Below are 23832 nucleotides of genomic sequence, written 5' to 3'. Positions count from 1 at the left end.
ACTGATTGGCGGTGCCGAATATTCCAGACGTAGTGGAGGCCCGCTGAGGCGCATGGAGCCTGCACAACCACGCCATCATAAGACGTCCCCCAAGGGTACCGTTTCGGGCTCCGTCAGAGCATGCCCGTTACATGTCATGGCACCAAGCTGAAAACGTACAGCCGGCAAGGTCACCGGAAACGGATAAGTTCCGCTACTGGACTCTGATTTCCGCCAGCCGGAGACCGAAACCGTAGCGGGTCTTCGGCGCCGCCAGCCGGGGCAGGTTCTTGATGGATACGATGACGTACTCCGCAGTGACTGGCTCAGCGAGCGGCATGGTCAGGTCAGGCGAGGTGAAGCTGTTGGTGCCCACCTGCTTGGCACCATCCAGGGAGGGCCGGTCATTCGTGAAGACGCTGATGTTACCGCCCGAGGCACCCAGCTGGTTCAACGTGATGGAGGAGATCTTTGACGGGTCCTTCAGCTTGACCGCGAGTGATACACCATCAGGAGCCAGGCCACCCCAGTTGTCGGTCGCAAACTCCATGTCTGACCAGTAGCTGGCGGCGTTGCCGTCGAAGGTCTTGGTGAGGTCGTTGTCGTAGTTGGAGGCAAAGTCAAAGACTCCCAACCGAGTGACACCCTCTACTGCCGGCGGTCCGGCCGCGGGTGCGGTGCTCGGGCTGGGCGACGGGCTTCCGGTGCCGGCCTGCTCAGGCGCAGTCGCCACGGATCCCGGCGTTTCCTGGGACTGAGGCGCAGGCTTGATGAGGCTGCCAAGGTTGGTGACGGCAAAGATCAGTCCGACAACCAGCACTGCGGCCAGCAAACCGCCCACCAACCACCGCATGGAGCGCGGCTCCTGCCGGGCTTCATCGTCATCGTCATCGTCGTAGCTGCCGCCGGCCGAAGCGAGGCCGGTTCCGGCGGCCGCAGGGAAGCTGCTGGCCTGCCGGTCCGAGTGGTGGCCGTCCACATCGTCGTCGGTGTATTGGTCATCGGCATAGCGATCATCGGGTGCGTAGTCATAGTCGTTCTGCGACCACAGCGATACCTTCGGATGATCCTCCCCGCCGTGGGCCCCTGCGTTACGCTCATGCGCGCCTTCAGTGGAGTTCGCGGAGCTGTTGCGTTCACGCTGGAGCAGGGCCTGCTCGACGTTTTCGCGCTGGACGGGCTGGGGTGCCGTGTTTTCCGGAACCTCAGTCCGCGGCCTGCCCTGTGATGCTGCCGCAGCGGACGCTGCTGCAGCTGCCCCTGCCCCAGCACCGGCGGAGGCACCTGAGGACTCGCCGGGACCTGCGGCGGCTCCTGAAGCCGGAACGCCAGGGCGGCTCGGCGGAAGCGGAGGCACGATGGGGGCCCTGCGGACCGGAGCAGCCGGTGCGCTGGCACCGGCATGCTGCTCCGGCGACTGCTGGCCGGAGCTGCGGCCGCCACTGTGAGCCGGATAGGAGTCACCCTGGTGGGCTGCGCCGTAATCGATGTAGCCGGCGTCTACCTCTTCCTCGTCGTCGTAGAGTTCCGGTTCATGGGACCGGGCCTGTCCGAAAATCTCACTGCCCAGCGTGTCAGTGAAGAACGGTTCAACGTACGGAGGGTTGGACGCGACTACGAGGTCCAGCAGGTCAGCCGCGGACGTGTGGTTGGTGATGAGGTAGGTGGTGGCATCGCTGACGCCGAGGTCAAGGATCTGTACGCTGCCGGGGCGTTCCCCGGTGGCCACTTCACGGGCGCTCTGAGCCACTTGGTCAGCGTTGTGGGGGCCGGCCACCAGGATGCTGACCGGCCTGTTGAGCACCTGGTCCGTACCATCCAGCACCAGATCCTGGTCATGCGAGGTCAGTACTGTGGCCGTGACCTTGTAGCGGCCGCCAAGTACTGATCCGACATCGATCGGGTGGGACACGTGTTCCTCCTAGGCTGTCCGGGAATTGCGCGGGCCTGGTGTGCCGTCACCGCGGAAAGACCTCCGGCAAGCCGGCTGATACCTGACCCGCAACTACCCTTGTTCTTTTTCGATCCTAGCCGATGCTGTGCAACGGCCGGGTGAGACGGGCTGGATAAGCCGGACCCGGTGTATTATTTTTTCTTCTTGCGCCTGGTCCTGAAGTACGGGTTCTGACCGGGCTTGCCTTGGAACGTCCTTCGGCCCGGCAGCGGGATCTCCTCGCGCAGTAGGCTGCCGCGGGCGGTGCTGGGCGTCTCCTCCTCCGGCAGGTATGCCGGCTCGCCGGAACGTCCGGCATCCTCTCGTTCCGGCATGGGAGCCGGTCCGGCACGGAAGGAAGCGGAATCGAATTCGCCCGAGATCCGCGGAATCAATCCGGTGTCCAGCGAGACTGTGGCGCGTTCCGCCGTCGGCCGCTGCGCAGAATGGGAACCCGACCCGGGCCCGGCGGCGGCTCTCCGCGTCCCATCCGCGACGGTGCCCGCAGAACCACCGGCTGCCGGTGCCGCAGGCCCGGCGCCGCGGCCCAGCCGTCCGAGCAGCGGACGGAGCAGGTCGCGCAGTTCGGTAACGCGGAACAGCTTCAGGAGCAGCAGGTAGGCGGCCAGCATGACGGGCCCGACGACGATGATGGTCACCAGTGCGGTCAGGCGGTTGGCCCAGGCGAAGCCCACCGGGCTGTAGTTGCCCAGCAGCCAGAGGGCGCCGACGCCGGCAATGGCGGAACCGAGCGCGGCGTAACCCATGCGTATATACGAGTTGGCGATCCGCGGTCCGTCCAGATGTCCCAGGAGCCGGCGCAGGAAGAACGCGCTGACGATCACCGAGAGAATGTTGCCGGCCGTATAGAGAATGGCGATGGCGAAGATGATCTGGTCGAACGGGAGGAACTGGATGAAGAACGCCGCCACGACGTTCACCAGGGCCAGGACCAACTGAATGTAGAACGGTGTCCGGGCGTCCTCATTGGCGTAGAAGACCCGGGACATCATGAAGTTCGCGCTCATGAATGGTGTGCTGAGCGCCAGGATGGTGAGGGTCTGGGCCAGCATGATTCCGTCAGTCCGGAGCCCGCCGGAGAAGAACATGCCCAGGGGCCCGGCCAAAGCGAAGAGGGCGAGGGCACCGAACACGGTCGCGACCGCCATCGTGCGCAGCCCCTGCGACAGTGCATTGCGGAGTTCGTCGCGGTTTCCCTCCTGCGAGGCGCGCGTCATGCGGTTGAACAGCACGGTGGCGAGTGAGAGCGCGATGATCGAGTGCGGCAGCAGGTAGAGCTGGCTGGCCACCTCCAGCACGGCGTTGCCGGGAAGCAGCGCGGCGGAGTCAAAGTCGCCGGCTTTCTGGAGGCGGAGCCGCTCCGCACCCGGAATGGTGGCGATGCGCATCACGTAGAGGAAAGCGAGCTGACCGACGGCGGCGGTCAGCAGCGTCCAGACGCTCAGCTTTGCAGCGTGGCCAAGCCCCACCCCGCGCCAGCCAAAACGCGGCCGCAGGCCCAGCTTCAGCCGGAAAACGGGGATCAGCAGGATGGCCGTCTGGGCGATGACGCCGATTGTGGAGAAACCGGCCACGAAGAAGGTCTGGGTGTTGCCCCAGTTGTCGAGCGTATGAGGATTGGCCACGTTGGCGCCGAAAATCCAGATGAACATGCCCAGGCCGGCAATGGCCACGACATTGTTCAGGATGGGTGCCCACATGGCCGGGCCGAAGGCTCCATTGGCGTTGAGGACCTGGGTCAGGAGGGCATAGAGCCCATAGAAGAAGATCTGCGGCAGGCACCAGAAGGCGAAGGTAACGGCCAAAGCCCGCTGCGGCGGTGAATACCCCTGGGTGGTCAGTTCGATGACGAAGGGAGCCAGCAGCGTCACCAGCAGCGTCAGGGACAGGAGCACCAGCACCGCCAGCGTCAGGAGCCGGCTGATGTAGTCCGCTCCCCTGTCCGGCGCCTTGCTTGCCTTGATGATCTGCGGCACGAGCACGGCGTTGAAGACACCGCCTGCCACGAGCAGGAAGATCAGGTTCGGCAGGTTGTTGGCGTTGATGAACGTGTCATTGACCGTGGAACCCAGTCCCAGGGCGGCGCCGAGCATCCAGGTCTTGCCGAAGCCCAGGATGCGCGAGACCAGGGTCCCGGCCGCCATGATGGCGCTGGACCGGGCTTCGCCGGGCTGGGCGGCGCTGGAGGCGGCCTCGCCGGCAGGCGTGACGCCGGAGGGCGGTTCGCCGGGCTGGGCGGGCTGCTCGGATGGTGGATTGGCTGCTGACATCGTCTTCATCGTCTCACCCGGGCAGGCATATTGCCGTAACCCGCGGCGACCCTGTCCGGGCCGCTGGGCCCGCCGCTGGGGCCCCTAGAGGTGTTCGGGCAGGACCTCGCGGGCAAGATCCGCAATGCGGCGCTCGTTGGGAAAGGAGAGTTTGCGGGCGAGTTCGTGGATGGGGATCCAGGCAACGTCCACCGCTTCCTTGTCAGGATCGTTTTCGATGGTGAGCTCGCCGCCGGTTGCGCGCAGCAGGTAGTGGTGAACGGTCTTGTGGACGCGATGGCCGCTCACGGTGAACCAGTAATCGATGCTTCCCAGCGGAGCCAGGATTTTGCCGTCAATGCCGGTCTCTTCCGCGATCTCGCGCACAGCGGCCTGCTCGTTGTTTTCCCGCCCCTCCGGATGGCCTTTCGGCAGGCACCATTCCAGGCGTCCGCCCCTATTAAGGCGGGCGATGATCGCAACCCTCAATTCGTCGTCGGACGTGTCCACAACGACGCCGCCGGCGGAGATCTCCTCGACGGTCGGGAGGGAGGCCGGAGCCGAGTGCGGTGCAGGCGCGACGTGTGCACCGATTGCCGACGGCAACGGTGGGTTTGTCCTCCTGCCGGGGGCGCTCGGTACTGGATGGGCCATGCAGTCCACTCTAACGACTCTTGTCCCGTGATGATGACTGGAACATGGCTTCCAGGTGTCCTGCATATGACGCGGTTTGCCCCCAAGCACCCGCGATCACTGTGATTGGTGTGGTTGGGCAGGGTTTTCTGACAAGCTTAAGTAACTATGGCGCACGCACATCAAAAGACTGATCTCCACACCGTCGATTTCCAGGTGGACCCGGTGGTCCTGGAGCTCGGCCAGCGCTTCGTGGACGCGGGCCATGAGCTCTCGCTCGTTGGCGGCCCTGTCCGCGACCTCTTCCTGGGCCGCACCTCTCCCGACCTTGATTTCACCACCGATGCCACGCCTGACCAGACCGTGGCGCTGATTAAGAAGTGGGCTGACAACTTCTGGGAGATCGGGCGCGCTTTCGGAACGATCGGCATGCGCAAAGCCGGTTTCCAGATCGAAATCACCACGTACCGCGCGGAGGCCTACGATCCGGAGTCCCGCAAGCCCGTGGTGGCTTTCGGAAGCTCGCTGACCGATGACCTGCTGCGGCGCGACTTCACCATCAACGCCATGGCGCTGCGGCTGCCCTCCCTGGAGCTGGTGGACCCCTTCGGCGGAATCCGCGACCTCCACGCCGCCGTGCTGGCCACTCCCGGCGCCCCCGAGGCTTCCTTTTCGGACGATCCGCTGCGCATGATGCGCGCCGCCCGTTTCGCCTCCCAGCTGGGCGTGTCCGTCCATGATGACGTTCGGCTCGCCATGACACAGATGGCCGACCGGATCGGCATCATCTCCTCCGAGCGAGTCCGCGATGAACTCGTGAAACTCATCTGCGGCCGGAACCCACGGGTGGGCGTGGATCTGCTGGTGGACACCGGCCTGGCCGAGTTCGTGTTGCCCGAGGTGTCCGCGCTGCGCCTCGAGTCCGACGAGCACCACCGCCACAAGGACGTGTACCAGCACTCGCTCCAGGTGCTGGAACAGGCGGCCACCCTGGAGACCGACGAAGACGGCCCCGTGCCCGGCCCCGATTTTGTGCTGCGGTTCGCAGCACTGATGCACGACGTCGGGAAGCCGGCTACGCGGCGTTTCGAACCGGGCGGCGCGGTCAGCTTCCGCCACCATGACATGGTGGGCGCGAAACTCACGGCGAAGCGGATGAGGACCCTCCGTTTCGACAACGACACCATCAAGGCGGTTGCGCGCCTGGTGGAGCTGCACATGCGCTTCTACGGATACGGCGACGCCGGGTGGACCGATTCCGCTGTCCGGCGGTACATCACCGATGCCGGGCCCTTGCTGGAGCGCCTGCACCGCCTGACCCGCTCGGACGTCACCACGCGCAACCAGCGCAAGGCCGAGCGGCTGGCCTTCGCCTACGACGACCTCGAGGACCGGATTGCGGCGCTGCGTGAGCAGGAGTCCTTGGATGCCGTGCGGCCGGACCTCAACGGTGCCCAGATCATGGCCCTCCTGGATCTCAAGCCCGGACCCGTCGTGGGAAGGGCCTACAAATTCCTGCTGGAGGAACGGATGGAAAACGGCCCTATGGAGCCGTCGGTCGCGGAATCGGCGCTGCGTGCGTGGTGGGCGCGGCAGCCCGAGTCTGCGCCTGAAGCACCGCAGCCCCTGGCGTCCGGTCCCGCAACGCCTCCCGCCGCCGTCGAAACTTCCCCAACTGAGGAGTCTTAAGTGAATTCCGCCTACATCGCCCGCCCCCAGCTCTGGATCCTGCGGCACGGTGAAACTGAGTGGTCCAAGAGCGGCCAGTACACCGGGTTGACCGACCTGCCGCTGACAGTGGAAGGCGAACAGCAGGCGGTGGAAGCCCGCAAAGTGCTGGACAGTGTGGATTTCGACCTCGTGCTGACCTCGCCGCTGCGCCGCGCCCGCAGGACCGCCGAACTCGCCGGGTTCCCTGACGCCGTTCACGAACCGCTGGCTGTCGAATGGGACTACGGCGACTACGAGGGCATCAGCTCGGACCTGATCCGCAAGGACAACCCGGATTACCTGATCTGGACCCACGGCGTTCCCAACGGCGAGACGCTGCAGGACGTGGCGGCCCGAGCGGACAAGATCGTGGGCCGGGTCCTGGAATCGGGTCTGGATAACGTACTGATCGTGGCGCATGGGCACTTCTCGCGCATCCTCACGGCCCGATGGCTGGAGCTCGCCCCGGAAGAGGGCCGGCACTTCATTCTGGGAACCGCGAAAGTCTGCACTCTGGGCTGGGATAAAAGGACACCGGCCATTGTCCGCTGGGGCCTCTAACAATACTTTGTTGCTAATTTTGGAAATTGTCTGAAATTAGGTAGTCAACCGCATCATTCCTGGTGTACTTTTGTTTCTGACCCCAGAGCGATCTGCCGGGGTCATCGGCGCACGTTGGCCGGCCAGTCAGCCGGAACACGGCAGAGCAGAAAAGGAGGTTGGGAAAATGATTACTTTGACTAGCGGATGGAAGATGACCATCACCGCGTTTCCCGCCTCCGTTGCTGGCCTGCGCCGTCATCGCAGACTCGCCGGCTGACCCGCTGTTCGCGTGTTCCTAGCGGCGTAGGGTTTATCAGGACGATAATCCTGCCTTCTTGGCGGATTTCCTGAGCCAGCGGCCTGATCTGGCGGAGTCCTGGCGGTTTCGCAGCTCCCCATAATTCAGAACCTGCTTCTTGGTGGGGTTCCGCAGCGCTTCCGTTTTCGGGACCATTTGGGCTTTTGCCGTATTTCCTATTCCTGCCGGGCATTCCTTTGTCCATTTGTGCCATTTCCGGCGAACCCAAATGGCCTTATTTGTCATGCCACAAATTTCCTGCGCTTTGTCCTGCTGCGACCCAGCCGAAAGGAGGTGAACCCCATGCTTCGCAAACTCCAAGCCCTTCTCCTGAGCCGAATTCCCGCGAGGGACCGGCAGCAACAGTTCAATAGCCAGCTGCTGGACCAGAACCGGGAAGACGTATATGCCCGGATGCACCAGCAAATGAGCAGCCTGCGCTGAGCCGGATCAGCGTGTTTGCATTTGACACGTTTGCTTTTTGCAAGGAGGCCTGATGCGCCGCACCGGCCACAGCATTGCCCAGGGAGCCCGCGCGGCTGTGCGCGGGCTCCCGCCGCGGCGCGGTGCCCCGGTAAGCTCGGAGCCATGCAGGAGACTCAGCCGCCGCCCCCTCGTCAGCGTGCGCGCCTGGTGGTGCCGAGCCGGAGCGACCGCCTGCTGAGTAACTTCACGGAGCTCGTCGGCGGTCCCCTGGGAAGACATTCGGCGCCGGGGATCGTTGCCCCGGGCTTCTTCACGGTGGAACGGGTCCTGATCATCCTCACCGTGCTCGCGGCTCTGGCCGGGATCGCCATCAAGGGCTACTGCCGCGTCAATGGCTGGGCGACGCCGTCCCAGTTCTACTCCACCTGCTACTCCGACTTTCCGGAGCTTTTCCGCAGCCGTGGCCTGGGCGATGGAGCGTTCCCGTTCTTTACCGAGGGCACCCTTTTCGAGTATCCGGTTCTGATGGGTCTCATTGCCGGCGCCACGGCCTGGTTAGTCCCGGGGACAGGCGCCACTGAGGCACGGGTACTGGCCTACTTCGACGTCAATGCCACGCTGATAACCGCCGTCTGGATCGTCACCGTGCTGGCAACGGCCCGGATGACCCGGCGCCGCCCGTGGGACGCCGCGATGGTGGCGCTCGCCCCGGGCATCGTCCTGGCCGGAGTCATCAACTGGGACATGTGGGCAGTGGCCCTGCTGGCCCTTGGCATGTACTTCTTTTCGCGGGAGCGGCTTGTGCTGGCGGGCATCCTGATAGGGCTGGGAGCTGCCACGAAGCTCTACCCCGTCCTGATTTTCGGGGCGATCTTCCTGCTGGCCCTGCGCACCGGAAAAATCAGGGCTTTCGTAGTCCCCGTGGTGGCAGCCGCCAGCACATGGCTGGCCGTCAACCTCCCCTTTGCGCTGAGGGATTTGACCGGCTGGAAGTACTTTTTCGAGTTCACGCAGGACCGGCCGGCAGGATTCAGCTCGCCGTGGTTCGCCTACAACCTCGTGGCGGAGCGGGTGCGGTGGACACTCCTCACTCCGGAAGCCATCAACACTCTCGCCCTCAATGTCTTTCTGCTGGCCTGCGTCCTCATCGCCGTGCTGGCACTGACGGCACCGACGCGTCCGAGGCTCGCACAACTGACCTTCCTCATCGTCGCGGCCTTCATCCTGACCAACAAGGTTTACTCCCCGCAGTTCGTCATCTGGCTGGTCCCCCTGCTCGCCCTGGCACGGCCGCGGTGGCGGGACTTCCTGATTTGGCAGGGCCTCGAAGGGCTGCACTGGGCCGCCGTCTGGATGTATCTTGGCCAAGTGACCAGCGGCGGCGTTTCACAGCACAACATCGACATGCCGTACTACGTTCTGGCGGTGGGCGCACATATGCTCGCAACGGCATATCTCATGCTGCGCGTGGCCCTTGACATTTGGGACCCGACATACGACCCCATCCGCCGCCACTTCCTCGACGATCCCCATGGGGGACCGTTCGATGGTGCGCCGGACCGACTCCGGCTGGATCTGCTGCGCCCGTCGGCGTCAGTACTCCCGTGGCGGACGGCCGCCCGCCGTGCCTGACGTCGCCGTCGTCGGATCCGGACCCAACGGCCTCGCCGCGGCCGTGATCATGGCCCGCGCGGGACTGAAAGTGCATGTTTACGAGGCGGCAGCAGAGATCGGCGGCGGCACCCGGACGTTGCAGCTCATCGAGGAGAACCACTGGCACGACGTGTGTTCCGCCGTGCACCCGATGGCGCTGGGCTCCCCGTTCTTCAAGGCGTTCGAACTGCGCCGGCGCATCAGCCTGGCCCTGCCCAAAATCCAGTTCGGGTCACCGCTGGACGGTGCACGGTCGGCCCTTGCCTACCGCTCCCTTGACCGTACCGCAGACGAACTGGGCCGAGACGGCGATGCCTACCGCAGGCTCATGGCACCGCTGGTCCGGCACCTGGACGGCATTGTTCAGACCTCATCGGACCAACTGCTGCGGATGCCGGCTGACCCGTTGTCCGCTGCCCTCTTGGGCATCCGGACCCTTGAACAGGGCTCGCCGCTCTGGAACCTCAGGTTCCGGGGGGATCGGGCCCCGGCCCTCATCAGCGGGGTGGCTGCCCACGCTGTGGGGCGCCTTCCCTCCCTTGCGGCGGCAGGAGCAGGACTCCTCCTGAATGCCCTCGCGCACGGGGACGGCTGGCCCATTCCTGTGGGCGGGTCGTCGTCGATCGCAGCGGCAATGGTGAAGGATGTTGAGGCGCACGGGGGAACAATCCAGGCCGGATTTGCGGTGACGTCCCTGGCCGACCTCGAGCCCGCCAAGGCTGTCCTGCTGGATGTGGCACCGCCGGCGCTTTCCCGGATTGCAGGGAGCAGGCTGCCCACGTCCTACCGCCGGTCACTGGAGTCCTACCGTTTCGGGAGTGCCGCCTGCAAGGTGGATTTCATCCTGTCCGGCCCGGTGCCCTGGGCAGCCCCCGGACTCGCCGACGCCGGCACGGTCCACGTTGGAGGCACGCGGGCCGAGATAGCGCAGGCCGAACATGAGGTTTCGGAGGGCCGGCACCCCGAGCGGCCCTATGTGCTGGTGTCTCAGCCCTCCCCCGTCGATTCCAGCCGCGCGCCGGAGGGCAGGCACATCCTCTGGAGCTATTGCCACGTGCCGCCGGGTTCCACCGTGGATATGGCCCAGTCCGTCATCGACCAGCTGGAACGCTTCGCGCCGGGCTTCAGGGACGTGGTGCTCAAATACAAAGTGACCACCGCCGCCCAGCTCGCGGCGTACAACGAAAACTACATCGGCGGCGACTTCAGCGCGGGCCTGCTGGACGTGCGCGGCCTGCTCCAGCGCCCCGTTGTGTCCCCGGTGCCGTGGCGGACGCCTGCCCGTGGCGTATACCTGTGCTCTTCGTCGACTCCGCCGGGCCCCGGCGTCACCGGCATGCCCGGGTTCCATGCGGCTAAATATGCCCTAAAAGACATATTCGGCCTCGATGTCCCGGCGCTCGGCATCTGACCCAAGGAGTGCGAAAGGGCATTTCCCGCGGGGGATAATGGCGCGATGGGGAACTACAAAAATCTTTCGCTTGCTCTTATAGGTCTGATACTTGGCACGGCTTTGGTCGCCTGCGACGACGGCCGCGGCGGTGCCGAAGCTGCGGCCACGCAGCTGGCATCCGCGGTCGCAGGGCTGGATGTGCGTCCGGTGGCGTTCGACGGCCGGGACTCCGCCGTCGCCAATGACCACCTGAACCAGGTCTTCAAGGCCCTCGAACCGGTGAAACCGACCGTTGAGACGGGCGAGCTCCAGCTCGACGGGGACACAGCCAGCGTCCCGCTGAACTACAGCTGGAAAATTGAGACCAGCGAGTGGAAGTACACGGTCAATGCTGAGTTGCGGAAGTCGGGCGATAAGTGGCTGACCGTCTGGTCCCCGGGAATGCTGGTGCCGGACCTCGCGGAAGGGGAGATCCTCAGCAAAGCCACGCAGTCCCCGCAGCGGGCAGACATTCTGGGCGCCCAGGATGTCCAGCTCGTCACGTACCGGCCCGTGGTGAAGGTCGGCATCGACAAACCGAAGCTTGGCAACGCTGACCCAGCAGATTCGGCCACGAAACTGGCCAAACTCGTGGGCGTCGACCCCGCCGCCTATGCCCAGCAGGTCGAGGATTCGGGGCCGGAGGCCTTCGTTCCCGCCATCACGCTCCGCGATACCGCCGGCCGCGCCGTGACCGATGCAGAGATCGCTGCCATTCCCGGCGGCCGGGCCATCGCCGACAAACTGCCCCTTGCCCCCACGCGCACCTTCGCACGGGCCGTTCTTGGGACGGTGGGCGAGGCCAGTGCGGAACAGATCGAAAAGTCCGACGGCGCCCTGACCGCCGGTGACGTCATCGGTACCGGCGGCCTGCAGCAGCAGTACGATGCCCAGCTCCGCGGCACGGACGGCATTGTCATCCGGGTCCAGCGCGCCGACCTCACCGCAGCGGAGATCCGGGACGCCCCCACCGACCCGCGCCGGACGGTCTTCGAGATCCAGGCCACGGCCGGAACACCGCTCAAGACCACCCTTGATCCCAAGCTGCAACAGATTGCCGAGGACACCCTCGCCGACGTCAAGCCTGCCTCCGCCATCGTGGCGCTCCGTCCCTCCACGGGGGCTGTTCTGGCCGCGGCGTCGGGTGAGGGAAGCAACGGCTACAACACCGCCATGCTGGGGCAGTACGCACCCGGCTCCACCTTCAAGGTGGTGGATTCGCTGGCCATGCTGCGTAACGGGCTCACCCCCGATTCGAAGGTGGAATGCACACCCACGCTCACGGTGGACGGGCGGACGTTCAAGAACGCCGAGGGCTACCCCAAGGAATCGCTGGGATCGGTGACCCTGCGCGACGCCTTTGCACACTCGTGCAACACAGCGTTCATTGCCGCACGGGACAAGGTGACCCAGGCCCAGCTGGAGTCGGCGGCCACCTCCCTTGGCGTGGCCGTTGAGGCGCCGAAACTGGGGGCCGACGCGTTCCTTGGATCCGTTCCCGGCGAAGCAGAAGGAACTGAGCACGCCGCAGCCATGATCGGCCAGGGCAGGGTGCTGATGTCGCCGCTGGCGGCCGCAATCATGGCAGGATCGGTGGCAAAGGGCGCGCCCGTCTCGCCGGTGCTGGTCCTCAACCCTGATGCGGCCCCGGGGGCCTCCCCATCGGCGACCGAGGCGGCCAGCGCGCCGCCCGCAGATGGGGCGGCGCCGTCGTCGACCGTCACCGCGGAGGCGCCCGCCCCGGCAGCGGAAAAACCGCTGACGAACGCCGAAGCCGCGTCCCTGGCTGACATGATGCGCGCCGTGGTGGAGTCAGGGCACGCAGGATTCCTCGCTGACGTTCCCGGCGAGCCCGTGGGTGCGAAAACCGGCACGGCAGAATTCGGCACCGAAAACCCGCCGAAGACCCACGCATGGATCATCGCGACGCACGGCGACCTGGCCGTGGCCGTTTTCGTGGAGGAGGGCGGCCTCGGCGCCACGACGTCCGGGCCGCTTCTGAAGAAGTTCCTCACCGCGGCGGGCTGAGCGAACCCTCCCGCTGTTTCCGCAGGCGGGACGAGAGGGAGGGTTGGATGCTGCCGTGGGAAGATGGATCAGTGGCCCATATTGACGTTTCCGGCATCGACTACTTCCTCTCCGACGGCACGCAGCTGCTGAACGGGGTGACCTTCAAAGTCCCTGACGGCACCAAGACCGCGCTGATCGGACCCAACGGCACCGGCAAGACCACCCTGTTCCGCATCATCGCCGGCGACCTCACCCCGGACGAAGGCGTCATCGGACGGTCCGGGAACATGGGCATCATGCGCCAGTTCGTCGGCCAGGTCCGGGACGACTCCACGGTCAAGGACCTCCTGGTCTCGGCAGCCCCGGCAGCGCTGGCTGCCGCTGCGCGTGCGGTGGACGACGCGGAACTCGCCATGCTGGAGCATGACGACGAGCCCACCCAGATGCAGTACGCGCAGGCGATCGTGGACTGGGGAGACGCCGGCGGCTATGACGTCGAGACCGTGTGGGACGAAGTCTGCATGGCCGCGCTGGGACTCCCGTTCGACCGGGCGCAGCACCGCCCGGCGTCGAGCCTTTCCGGCGGCGAGCAGAAACGGCTGGTGCTCGAGGCGCTCTTCGCCGGGCCCGACGAGCTGCTGCTCCTCGACGAACCGGACAACTACCTCGACGTCCCGGGCAAACGCTGGCTGGAGGCCAAGCTCAACGAATCCAAGAAGACCGTGTTCTTCATCAGCCACGACCGTGAGCTGCTGAACAACGCCGCGGGCCGCATCGTTACCCTCGAGCCGGGCATCAACGGCGCCGGAGTGTGGGTGCACGGCGGCGGCTTCGGCTCCTACGTCGAGGCGAGGGCCGACCGCAACGCCCGCTTTGAGGAGCTGCGTAAACGCTGGGACGAGGAGCACGTGAAGCTCAAGGAACTCGTCAACATGTACAAGAACAAGGCGGCGTTCCGCTCGGACATGGCCAACCGCTACCACGCCGCGCAGACGCGCCTCGCGAAGTTCCTGGAGGTCGGGCCGCCCGAGGCCTTGCCCATCGAACAGAACGTGCGGATGCGGCTCAAGGGCGGGCGCACCGCCAAGCGCGCCGTGGTGGCGGAAAAGCTCGAGCTGACCGGCCTCATGAAGCCGTTCTCCACCGAAATCTGGTTTGGGGACCGGGTGGGTGTGCTGGGCTCAAACGGCTCCGGCAAGTCGCACTTCCTGCGCCTGCTCGCCACAGGGGGCACCGATCCGGAGCGGGAGCACCTGCCGGTGTCCGATGTCGAGATCGCCGAAGTGCCCCACGAGGGGACCGTGAAACTCGGGGCCCGCATCCGTCCGGGATTCTTCGCGCAGACCCATGTCCGCCCCGATCTGCTGGGCAAGACGCTGCTGGAAATCCTGCACCGCGGCGACGAACACCGCTCCGGGCTCGCCCGCGAGGCAGCCGCCGGAGCCTTGGACGGTTACGGGCTGGCCGGCCAGTCCGAGCAGAAATATGAGTCGCTCTCGGGCGGCCAGCAGGCTCGGTTCCAGATCCTGCTGCTGCAGCTCTCCGGCGCCACGCTCCTCCTGCTCGACGAGCCCACGGACAACCTGGACCTGCATTCTGCCGAAGCGCTCGAGCGGGCCATCGACCACTTCGAGGGCACAGTCCTGGCCGTGACGCACGACCGCTGGTTCGCCAGGACCTTCGACCGCTTCCTGGTGTTCGGCTCGGACGGCCGGGTCTATGAATCCCCGGAGCCCGTGTGGGACGAAAAGCGGGTAGAGCGCGCCCGGTAGGCCATGGGGTGAGCCTGCCGGGGGCGGCGGGCGTCGCTAGAGTTATCGAATGACTACCACCCAGCAGATCGCCGACCGCCAGGTATCCGCCGCAGCCATAGCCACGTTCATCATTTTTGGTGCGAACGGCCTGATTTTCGCCAGCTGGGCGGCCCGTATTCCGGCGGTCACGGAGACGCTCCACATTTCGTCCGGCCAGATGGGGACGCTCCTGCTGTGCACGGCGGTGGGTTCACTGATTGCGCTGCCCACCGCAGGGCACGTCATTGGGCGGATCGGCACCTCGAACAGCGTGCGGGCAGGCGGTTTTCTGGCCGCGTTGGCCGGCGTGGCAATCGCTGTGTCACTGCTGGCGGAGTCGGTTCCGGGCACTGCTGTGGGACTGTTCTTTTTTGGCATCGGAATCGGGCTGTGGGATGTTTCGCAAAATGTTGAAGGCGCCGACGTCGAACATCGCCTCAGGCGGACGATCATGCCCAAGTTCCATGCGGCCTTCAGCGGCGGCGCCTTCGTGGGGGCACTCATCGGCGCCGGTCTTTCCGGGCTGGGAGTCGGACTGCCGCAGCATCTGCTGGTCATCGCCGCCGTCGTTGCCGTCCTGACGTTCATTACGCCGCGCTATTTTATTCCCCATGAGGCGGCGGCACAGCAATCCCCCGCCGAGGAGGCCAAGCCGGACCGTGGTCCCTCCGCCTGGCGTGACTCACGGACCCTGCTCATCGGCGTGGTGGTGCTCGGTGCGACCCTGACCGAGGGTGCGGGCAACGACTGGATCGCGAAGGCCGCCGTTGACGGCCTCGGCACATCGGAATCCACCGGCGCGCTGTTGTTTGCCCTGTTTGTCCTGGCCATGACGGGCATGCGGTTCGTCGGAGGCAGCGTCATTGACAGGTATGGACGCGTGGCGGTACTGCGGTCCAGCATGGCGGCGGCCGCGGCCGGACTTGGGTTGTTCGTCTTCGCCGGCAACGTCTGGCTGGCCGCTGTGGGGGCGGCACTGTGGGGAGTCGGAGCCGCCCTGGCGTTCCCCATGGGCATGTCCGCGGCAGCGGACGATCCGAATCACGCGGCAGCACGGGTGTCCGTTGTGTCCACCATCGGTTACGTGGCCTTCCTTGCCGGCCCGCCGCTACTCGGCTATCTGGGCGACCTCACCGGAATCCATCTCGCGCTCCTGGCGATTGGCGCCCCGATCCTGGTGGCACTGCTGCTTGCGGGCGTCGCCAAGCCGCTTTCTTCCCGGAAGTAAGTCCGCCGGAGCGGTGCCCGTTCCCTCCATGGGGGCCGGCGGTAGGGTGGGGAAATGCGAAGAATGCTGCGAAGGGGCCCGGGCTGGGTGGCCGGCATGGACCGTGCCCTGCTGCGGTTGGTCTCGGAATTCCCGGGCGGCCACCATGACACTTTCTTCCGCAGGCTCTCCGCTTCCGCCAACAAGGGCAAGCTATGGTTCGGCGTCGCCGCCCTGGCCGCCCTTGTTCCCGGACGCACCCGCCGGGCTGCCGTACACGGCCTTCTTGCCCAGGGCGTGGCATCCGCCATCACCAACCTGGGCTTCAAAACACTGCTGCCACGCACGCGGCCCCTGCCGGAGCACCTGCCGGTGTTCCGCTTCGTGCATCCGCAGCCCACGAGTTCCTCGATGCCCTCGGGGCATTCGGCATCGGCAGTTGCCTTCGCGCTTGGCACGGGGTTCGTCCAGCCGGCACTGGGGGCGGCGGTGGCGCCCGTCGCCGCAGGCGTTGCATACTCCCGGGTGCATACAGGAGCGCACTGGCCGTCCGATGTCCTTTTCGGCTCGGCGATTGGCGCCTGCGCCGCCCTCGTGACCAGGACCTGGTGGCCCGTCCGCCCGCCGTTTCCGCCCACGACGAGGAGCCGGGTCGAAGTGGCGAAGCTGCCGCAAGGCGAAGGCCTCAGCATCGCCGTCAACACACTCGGCGGCTCGTTCACTGAGGAGACCGCAGCTGCGCTCCAGGAAGTATTCCCTCGGGCGCATATAACTATTATCGAACCTGACCATGATGTGGCAGAACAGATGGGGCTCGCGGCCGCCAGCCCCGGCATCCGCGCACTCGGCGTTTGGGGAGGGGACGGCACCGTCGGCACTGCTGCGGCCGCCGCTATCCAGCTCAACCTTCCCCTCCTGGTGCTCGCCGGGGGAACGCTGAACCACTTTGCCCGCGACGCCGGCACGCCTTCACTCAGGGAAGCGGTGGCAGCCGCCAGTGAGGGCCAGGCAGCCCGGGCGGACGTTGGCATCGTCTCGGTCGAACGGGGGCTGGCGGAGGACCCCGAAAAGACCGACCTCATCATGCTCAACACCGCGAGCATCGGCCTCTACCCGAACCTGGTCCGCCGGCGCGAACAGCTCCAGCCGGCACTGGGAAAGCCGCTGGCCGGGGTGGTGGCGATGTTCCGGACGTTTGCCGTCGAAAAGCCCCTCACGATCATGGTTGACGGGGTTCGGCACAAAGTGTGGATCATGTACCTCGGCCGGGGCCGCCATTATCCAAGGGACCACGCCCCGCTCCTCCGCCCGGTGCTGGATGACGGCGTGCTGGACGTCAGGATGATCACGGCGGATGAGTCGTTCGCCCGCGTCCGCATGCTGTGGTCCGTGCTGACAGGCACCGTGGCGACGTCCAGGATCACGCATCTGAGGGAGGCCACGCGTGTGCGGATTGAGGCCGGCTCCGCACCCATGGTGCTCGCGGTAGACGGCGAAACCGTGCCTGGCGTCAGGGTGGCCGAGTTCACCCTCAAACGGGGCGCTTTGACGTACTACTCACCACTGGATGAGGGCTGAGGCTCATCCATCGGGATGACACTGCCGACCCTGAATCGACCCTGAATCATCCCTGAGACCGGCGAAATCGGCCGGGGGCGTCGGTAGCGTGGAACGTGCACACCCAACCGGCACTCCGCAGCACGCAAAGGACCGCTTCCATGATTGAGGCACAAGGCCTGACAAAGGTCTACGGCAACAAAACCGCCGTCGACAGCGTCAACTTCACCGTCCAGGCCGGACGGGTCACCGGATTCCTGGGCCCCAACGGGGCCGGCAAATCGACCACCATGCGCATGATCATGGGGCTGGACAGCCCGACGGCGGGAACGGTCACCGTAAACGGTGAGCCCTTCGCCCGGCACGCGGCTCCGCTGCGTGAGATCGGCGCCCTGCTGGATGCCAAGGCCGTCCATACGGGACGGTCGGCCTACAACCACCTGCTGGCGATGGCCGCCACCCACAGCATCCCCAAGAAACGCGTCCGCGAAGTCATCGAGATGACGGGCCTGGGCGACGTCGCCAAGAAGAAGGTCAAGGGCTTCTCCCTCGGCATGGGGCAGCGCCTCGGCATCGCCGCCGCGCTGCTCGGCGACCCGCAGACCATCATCCTGGACGAACCCGTCAACGGCCTCGACCCCGAAGGCGTCGTGTGGGTCCGGAACCTCGTCAGGTTCCTGGCCTCCGAGGGCCGCACGGTGTTCCTGTCCAGCCACCTCATGAGCGAGATGGCCCTGACCGCGGATCACCTGATCGTGATCGGACGCGGCAAGATCATCGCCGACGCACCCATTAAGGACATCATCACCGGCAACGGGCAGCGCAGGACCCGCGTCCGTACGGATCAGCCGGAGCAGCTCATGAACGTCCTCGCCGGAAACGGGGTTTCCATTGAAGTGCAGGACCACGAGCTCCTCGAGGTCAAAGGCCTGGACTCCCGCAGGATCGCACGCGCGGCGCTCGACAACCGCGTCATGATCTACGAACTCACTCCCCTGCAGGCCAGCCTGGAAGAGGCCTATATGGAACTGACCAAGGATGAGGTCGAATACCACTCGCTGATCACCACGGGGGCTCCGGTTCCCGCCCAGCCCGGAGGCAACTAGAGCCATGAGCACATCAACCTTCGCCCAGCCCGGATCCGGCAGTGCCGGTCCCGTCAACAACGCCGCCCGTCCCGGACCCGGCCCCAGCTTCGTCCGGGTCCTGAACTCTGAATTCATCAAGTTCCGCACCCTCCTGTCCACCCTGATCCTGCTCGCCTCAACCGCCGTGGTCATGGTGGGATTCGGCGCGCTCTCCGCGTGGGGAACCGGCCAGTTCGCTGATGCGGCGGCATCCGATCCCCAGGCTGCGGAGGCCATTGCGGCCCAGGGCGGGGACCTGGCGGTCACCGTGCCGACGTCCGGCATCGCGTTCGCCCAGCTGATCCTCGGCTCACTGGGTGTGCTGCTGATGAGCTCGGAGTTCACGACTGGAATGGCACGCTCCACTTTCGCCGCCGTCCCCAAGCGGATTCCGGCGTTCGTCGCGAAACTCGTCGTCGTGATGGTCAGCGCTTTCCTCCTGACGGCCGTGTCGACGTATATTGCCGGCCTGGCATCTGTTCCGATCTTGGACAACTATGGGCTCGCACTGGACCTCGGCAGCTCGCAGTCCGTCAAGCTGCTGCTCGTCAACAGTGCGTACGTGGCGGCAGTGGCAGCCATCGGCATGGCAATGGGGACCCTGGTCCGCAACTCGGCCGGCGGCATTATGAGCCTGGTGGGACTGTTCTTCGTGGCCCCCATCGCCTTCCAGCTGATTCCCGGCGAGTTCTTCGAGGAAGCCCGCAAGTACCTGCCGGGCAACACCATCAATCCGCTGACCGCCTTGGAGCACGTCCCGGACACGCTCGAAGCCTGGCAGGCGGCCCTGGTGCTGGGCGCCTGGGTTGTGGTGCCGCTGGTCATCGCCATGGTCCTGCTGAAAAAGCGTGATGTGTAGGCCCGCACCCGCCCTCCATCCATGACTGAAGCTGTTCCCGTGAGGGACGCGCCGGCCGGCCTGGCCGGCGCGTCCTTCGCCGAGATTTCCGCCCGGCGCCGCGGCCGTCTCCGCCGCTACCTGCACCGGCATCCGCGGCTCATGGATGCGGTGGTCACCGCCAGCTACCTGCTGCTGGTGACACCGACAATGGTTGATGCAGTGCGCGACGGCGGATGGCTGGCGGCAGGCCTGCTCGTTGCCGTCGCACTGTCCCTGTTTTTCCGGCGGAGCCATCCGGTTGCCCTCGTCGCGTTTATCGCACTGGTGGAAGTGGCCGTCACTTTGCTGCATCCGTGGGGCTCCAACGTTTCGGCGGGACTCTGGTTTTCGCTCTATGCCGTGGCCGTGGTGCACACCCGGCGCTTTGCGCTGATCACCCTTGCCCTTGCGACCGCCCCGCTGGCGCTGCTGTACTTCTTCGCGACTGAGGGTCCGCTGGAGCGGCAACTGCCGGCGCATGCAGCGTCACCCGAAGAGTTTCAGGTGATTTCGAGCATTGCCGCGGGAACGAGCATCGCGCTTTCCAACATCGTCGCCACCGGCATCGGGATCTCGGTCCGCCAGCGCCGGGAGCACGAACAGGAAGTCGCCGCGTGGGCAGCCCAGGCAGCCAGCCTGGGTTCGGTCAATGAGCGGAACCGCATCGCACGGGAAATGCACGACATCGTGGCCCATTCGCTGACCGTCATGGTCAGTCTTTCGGACGGCGCCGCCGTCGTGGTCGGGAAAAATCCTGACCGCGCCGCGGACGTTCTTGCCGAATTATCCAGGACCGGGCGGACCGCCCTGGCCGACATGCGGCGGGTCCTGGGCGTCCTGCGCGACGACGGCCCGGCCGGGAAGGCGCCGCGCCAGCCGCTGGCCTCCGACAGCCTCGCCACGCTCCTCGACGGCTTCCGTACGGCCGGACTTCCCGTGCACTATTCCCATACCGGGCCTGCCCTGCCCCCGGACGCCGCCTTCCAGCTGACGGTCTACCGGATAGTGCAGGAGTCGCTGACCAACGTGCTGCGCTATGGCCGGGCGCTGAGCCGCGTGGACGTCATGGTGCTGCGGGAGGGTTCCACGGTCAGCATCGAAGTGGTTGACGACGGCCGCGGCACAGCGGGAACCGCCGCCGGCAGCGCCGGAGCCGTGGGCACAGGCAGTCCGGGCAGCACATTGGGCAGCGGGCAGGGCCTGACCGGGATGAAGGAACGGGCGGGGATTTACGGCGGTACGGTGGAGGCGGGGCGGACCGCGAACGGCGGCTGGCGGGTGCGGGCCGTCCTGACGCTGAACGGCACCAAGGGGGAAGAATGAGTGATACCGGACAGGTCCGGGTCCTGCTGGCGGATGACCAACCACTGCTGCGGATGGGCTTCCGGCTCATTCTGGAGGGAGAATCCGGTTTCCACGTCGTGGGCGAGGCCTCCGACGGGGCCGACGCCGTCAGGCAGGTCAGCGAACTCGAGCCGGACGTCGTGCTCATGGATGTGCGGATGCCGGTCCTTGACGGGATCGAGGCCACCCGCGCCATCACGGGCTCCGGTTCGCGGGCCAGGATCATCATTCTCACCACCTTCGACATCGACGAGTACGCCTTCGCCGGGCTGCAGGCCGGAGCATCGGCGTTCCTGCTCAAGGACGTGGCCCCGTCCGAGCTTGTCCAGGCCGTGCGGGTGGTGGCCAGCGGCGACGCCGTCGTGGCGCCGCGCGTCACGCAGCGCCTCCTGGAGATGTACGTCCGCGGCGGCGGTTCAGCTGCCCCGTCCGCCGCCGGTGCGCCTGCCCGCCGGGATCCGCTGCTGCAGGACCTCACTCCGCGGGAAACGGAAATGCTGGAGGCCATGGCGGAGGGACTGTCCAACGCTGAGATCGCGCACAGATACTTCCTCTCCGAGGCCACGGTCAAGACCCACGTCCGGCGGATCCTCACGAAGCTGCACTTGCGGGACCGAGTCCAGGCAGTGGTCTACGCGTACGAAACGGGGCTCGTGACGCCCAGCAATCCGGACTACTGAGCCGGCTGTTTGGCCGTGATTGCGCTGCGCCCACAGCTCCTCCACAGGATTGCCCTATCCCGGCCATAGCCGACTGGCGTTTCATGGATCCATGAACACATCACGCACTCCGGCCGGGCAGCAGCCCCCGCACGAACCACATCCCAACCATGACCGCGGTCTCGAGTTCGACCTTTCCACGCTCATGACCCGTCGCTCCCTGGGCATGTTCTTCGGCGCCGGGACAGCTGCCGCCGCCTTGGCGGCGTGCACGCCCGGCGGATCCAGCTCCGGCGCTTCGTCGCCTGCCGGAACAACGCCTGCCGCCCCGGGGTCCACGGCAACGACGACGGCGCCCGCGGCTTCTCCCACCGTGACCCGCGCTATCGCCGAGTGCGGTGTGGAGATTCCCCAGGAAACTGCCGGACCGTTCCCCGGCGACGGGTCCAACGGGCCAAACGTCCTGGAAGCGTCCGGTGCGGTGCGGCAGGACATGACGTCCAGCTTCGGCACGTCCAGCACCAAGGCCGACGGCGTGCCGCTGGCAGTCACGCTGACCCTGCTCGACAACGCCAACGGCTGTATGCCCCTCGCCGGCGCAGCCGTCTACGCCTGGCACTGCGACCGCGAGGGCAGGTACTCCCTGTACGATTCCGGGCTGGAAAACGAGAACTACCTCCGCGGGGTGCAGGAGGCGGACGCCAACGGGCAGGTCACGTTCAAGACCATTTATCCGGGGGCCTACAACGGCCGCTGGCCGCATATCCACTTCGAAGTCTTCGAATCCATGAACAACGCCACGGCGGCCGGGCAGGTCCTGGCCGTCTCGCAGATTGCCATGACAGACGCGGCCTGCAAGGACGTCTACGCGTCCGCGGGATATGAAACCAGCGCCCGGAACTTTCCCAACACCACGTTGCAGTCGGACAACGTCTTCGGTGATGACGGCGGCATCTACCAGCTGGCCACCATGTCGGGGTCGGCATCGGCCGGGTACACCGCCGGGCTCAACGTCACCATCTAGGGCAGCGCTAGACTCGGAGCCATGCCTCTCCACTCCTCAGCCGCAGACCACATCCGGGACCTCGGCGACTACGTCAGCGCCTCGCCGTCGAGCTTCCACGCAGTCCACGAAGCGGCGCGAAGGCTGGATGAGGCAGGCTTTTCCGCGTTGGCCGAGCGGGAATCCTGGGACGAGGTGTCAGGCAGGTTCTACGTGATCCGAGACGGGGCCCTGATCGCGTGGGTCACCCCGGAAGGCGCAGGCCCCACCACGGGATTCAACATCCTGGGCACGCACACGGACTCGCCGTCGTTCAAGCTCAAGCCCAAACCGACCACCGGAAAGTTCGGCTGGCTGCAGGCGGGCGTGGAAATCTATGGCGGACCCCTGCTGAACTCATGGCTGGACCGTGAACTGCAGCTCGCCGGGCGCCTCGTTCTGCTGGACGGGACCCAGCACCTCACTGCCACGGGCCCGCTCCTGCGCTTTCCGCAGCTGGCCATCCACCTGGACCGGGCGGTGAACGAGGGCCTCACTCTGGACAAGCAGCAGCACATGAACCCGGTCTTCGGACTCGGCGACCCCGCCGGCGAGGACCTGCTGGGGCTGCTGGCCGAACGCGTCACGGCCACCGGCCCTGTTGACCCTGCGCAGATCGGCGGATACGACGTCGTCATCGCAGACACCCAGCCACCTGCGGTTTTCGGGGCGAAGAGTGAGTTTTTTGCCTCCGGCCGCCTGGACAACCTTTCGGCAACGCATGCCGGACTCGCGGCCCTTGCCGCGCACTCTTCGGCCAGCTCAAGCGGCGCTCATGAAGGCGGCGGCGGAGCCGCCCCGATCGCGGTGCTGGCCGCCTTCGACCACGAGGAAATCGGCTCGGCGTCACGCTCGGGTGCCTCCGGACCAGTCCTCAAGGACATCCTTACCCGCATTTCCGACGGCCTCGGAGCCTCGGCGAGCGATCGGCGGCAGGCGTTTGCGGCGTCGTTCTGCGTTTCCGCCGACGCCGGCCACGCGGTCCACCCGAACTACCCGGAACGCCACGATCCCGTCAACCGCCCCGTCCTGAACGGGGGGCCCCTGCTGAAGATCAACGCGAACCAGCGGTACGCCACGGACGCTGCGGGTGCTGCCCTCTGGGCGCGGCTCTGCGGCGAGGCCGGCGTCCCATACCAGGAGTTCGTGTCCAACAACGTGATGCCATGTGGGTCCACAATCGGACCGCTGACGGCCACGCGGCTGGGCATCAGGACCGTGGACGTGGGCGTGCCCCTCCTGTCCATGCACTCGGCCAGGGAATTGTGCGGCGTGGAGGATCCGTTTGCCCTTGCTAAGGTGGCAGAGCGTTTCTTCGGGGCAGCGGCGTAGTTCT

General features: G+C 66.2%; 18 protein-coding genes. 15 read left to right on the top strand and 3 right to left on the bottom strand.

The window, feature by feature from the left end; translation table 11 throughout:
* Positions 1–193: 193 nt before the first annotated feature.
* The 3 genes from AC6CH3_RS08440 to AC6CH3_RS08430 form a co-directional block, all read right to left on the bottom strand.
* Positions 194–1891, bottom strand: a complete 1698-nt coding sequence (locus tag AC6CH3_RS08440; protein ID WP_498132004.1) for an ABC transporter substrate-binding protein — start codon at positions 1889–1891, stop codon at positions 194–196.
* A gap of 173 nt (positions 1892–2064) precedes the next feature.
* The gene (murJ, locus tag AC6CH3_RS08435; protein WP_498132003.1) at positions 2065–4203 is read right to left on the bottom strand and encodes a murein biosynthesis integral membrane protein MurJ; all 2139 of its coding nucleotides are present in this window, start codon (positions 4201–4203) and stop codon (positions 2065–2067) included.
* An 84-nt stretch (positions 4204–4287) separates the two neighbouring features.
* The gene (locus AC6CH3_RS08430; RefSeq protein WP_400577695.1) at positions 4288–4788 is read right to left on the bottom strand and encodes an NUDIX hydrolase; all 501 of its coding nucleotides are present in this window, start codon (positions 4786–4788) and stop codon (positions 4288–4290) included.
* A gap of 195 nt (positions 4789–4983) precedes the next feature.
* Here AC6CH3_RS08430 and AC6CH3_RS08425 point away from each other — a divergent pair, with 195 nt between their 5' ends.
* The 15 genes from AC6CH3_RS08425 (at position 4984) to AC6CH3_RS08355 (ending at position 23828) form a co-directional block, all read left to right on the top strand.
* Complete coding sequence (locus AC6CH3_RS08425; protein WP_498132002.1) at positions 4984–6504, top strand: CCA tRNA nucleotidyltransferase; 1521 nt, start codon at positions 4984–4986, stop codon at positions 6502–6504.
* Complete coding sequence (locus AC6CH3_RS08420) at positions 6505–7086, top strand: histidine phosphatase family protein (protein ID WP_498132001.1); 582 nt, start codon at positions 6505–6507, stop codon at positions 7084–7086.
* A gap of 583 nt (positions 7087–7669) precedes the next feature.
* The gene (locus AC6CH3_RS08415) at positions 7670–7810 is read left to right on the top strand and encodes a hypothetical protein (RefSeq protein ID WP_494033700.1); all 141 of its coding nucleotides are present in this window, start codon (positions 7670–7672) and stop codon (positions 7808–7810) included.
* Between the two features lie 144 nt (positions 7811–7954).
* Positions 7955–9424 carry a glycosyltransferase family 87 protein gene (locus AC6CH3_RS08410; protein WP_498132000.1) on the top strand — a complete coding sequence of 490 codons (1470 nt, stop codon included), beginning with the start codon at positions 7955–7957 and terminating at the stop codon, positions 9422–9424.
* Entirely contained in the window at positions 9417–10856 is a 1440-nt protein-coding gene (locus AC6CH3_RS08405; protein ID WP_498131999.1) for a phytoene desaturase family protein, read from the top strand. Before AC6CH3_RS08410 ends, AC6CH3_RS08405 begins: the two co-directional genes overlap by 8 nt.
* Before the next feature lie 45 nt (positions 10857–10901).
* Complete coding sequence (locus AC6CH3_RS08400; protein WP_498131998.1) at positions 10902–12905, top strand: penicillin-binding transpeptidase domain-containing protein; 2004 nt, start codon at positions 10902–10904, stop codon at positions 12903–12905.
* 71 nt (positions 12906–12976) lie between these two features.
* Positions 12977–14659 carry an ABC-F family ATP-binding cassette domain-containing protein gene (locus tag AC6CH3_RS08395; protein ID WP_498132104.1) on the top strand — a complete coding sequence of 561 codons (1683 nt, stop codon included), beginning with the start codon at positions 12977–12979 and terminating at the stop codon, positions 14657–14659.
* Positions 14660–14708: 49 nt separating this feature from the next.
* A complete protein-coding gene (locus tag AC6CH3_RS08390) occupies positions 14709–15908 on the top strand; it encodes an MFS transporter (protein WP_498131997.1) in 1200 nt (399 codons plus the stop codon).
* A gap of 54 nt (positions 15909–15962) precedes the next feature.
* Positions 15963–17465 carry a bifunctional phosphatase PAP2/diacylglycerol kinase family protein gene (locus tag AC6CH3_RS08385; RefSeq protein ID WP_498131996.1) on the top strand — a complete coding sequence of 501 codons (1503 nt, stop codon included), beginning with the start codon at positions 15963–15965 and terminating at the stop codon, positions 17463–17465.
* 140 nt (positions 17466–17605) lie between these two features.
* A complete protein-coding gene (locus AC6CH3_RS08380; protein ID WP_498131995.1) occupies positions 17606–18550 on the top strand; it encodes an ABC transporter ATP-binding protein in 945 nt (314 codons plus the stop codon).
* 4 nt (positions 18551–18554) lie between these two features.
* Positions 18555–19430, top strand: coding sequence for an ABC-2 transporter permease (locus AC6CH3_RS08375; protein WP_498131994.1), 876 nt, complete (start codon positions 18555–18557; stop codon positions 19428–19430).
* Positions 19431–19451: 21 nt separating this feature from the next.
* Positions 19452–20774, top strand: coding sequence for a sensor histidine kinase (locus tag AC6CH3_RS08370; RefSeq protein ID WP_498131993.1), 1323 nt, complete (start codon positions 19452–19454; stop codon positions 20772–20774).
* Positions 20771–21475 carry a response regulator gene (locus tag AC6CH3_RS08365; protein ID WP_498131992.1) on the top strand — a complete coding sequence of 235 codons (705 nt, stop codon included), beginning with the start codon at positions 20771–20773 and terminating at the stop codon, positions 21473–21475. The genes AC6CH3_RS08370 and AC6CH3_RS08365 overlap by 4 nt, the downstream gene beginning before the upstream one ends.
* A 91-nt stretch (positions 21476–21566) precedes the next feature.
* Positions 21567–22478, top strand: a complete 912-nt coding sequence (locus AC6CH3_RS08360; RefSeq protein WP_498131991.1) for an intradiol ring-cleavage dioxygenase — start codon at positions 21567–21569, stop codon at positions 22476–22478.
* Positions 22479–22499: 21 nt separating this feature from the next.
* Positions 22500–23828: a M18 family aminopeptidase gene (locus tag AC6CH3_RS08355; RefSeq protein WP_498131990.1), complete on the top strand. Its 1329-nt coding sequence runs from the start codon at positions 22500–22502 to the stop codon at positions 23826–23828.
* The last annotated feature ends 4 nt before the right edge of the window (positions 23829–23832 follow it).

The organism is Arthrobacter sp. GQ119 (assembly GCF_059759125.1).
The sequence above is the reverse complement of the archived record's forward strand: the minus strand, read 5'-3'. Positions and strand labels throughout refer to the sequence as shown.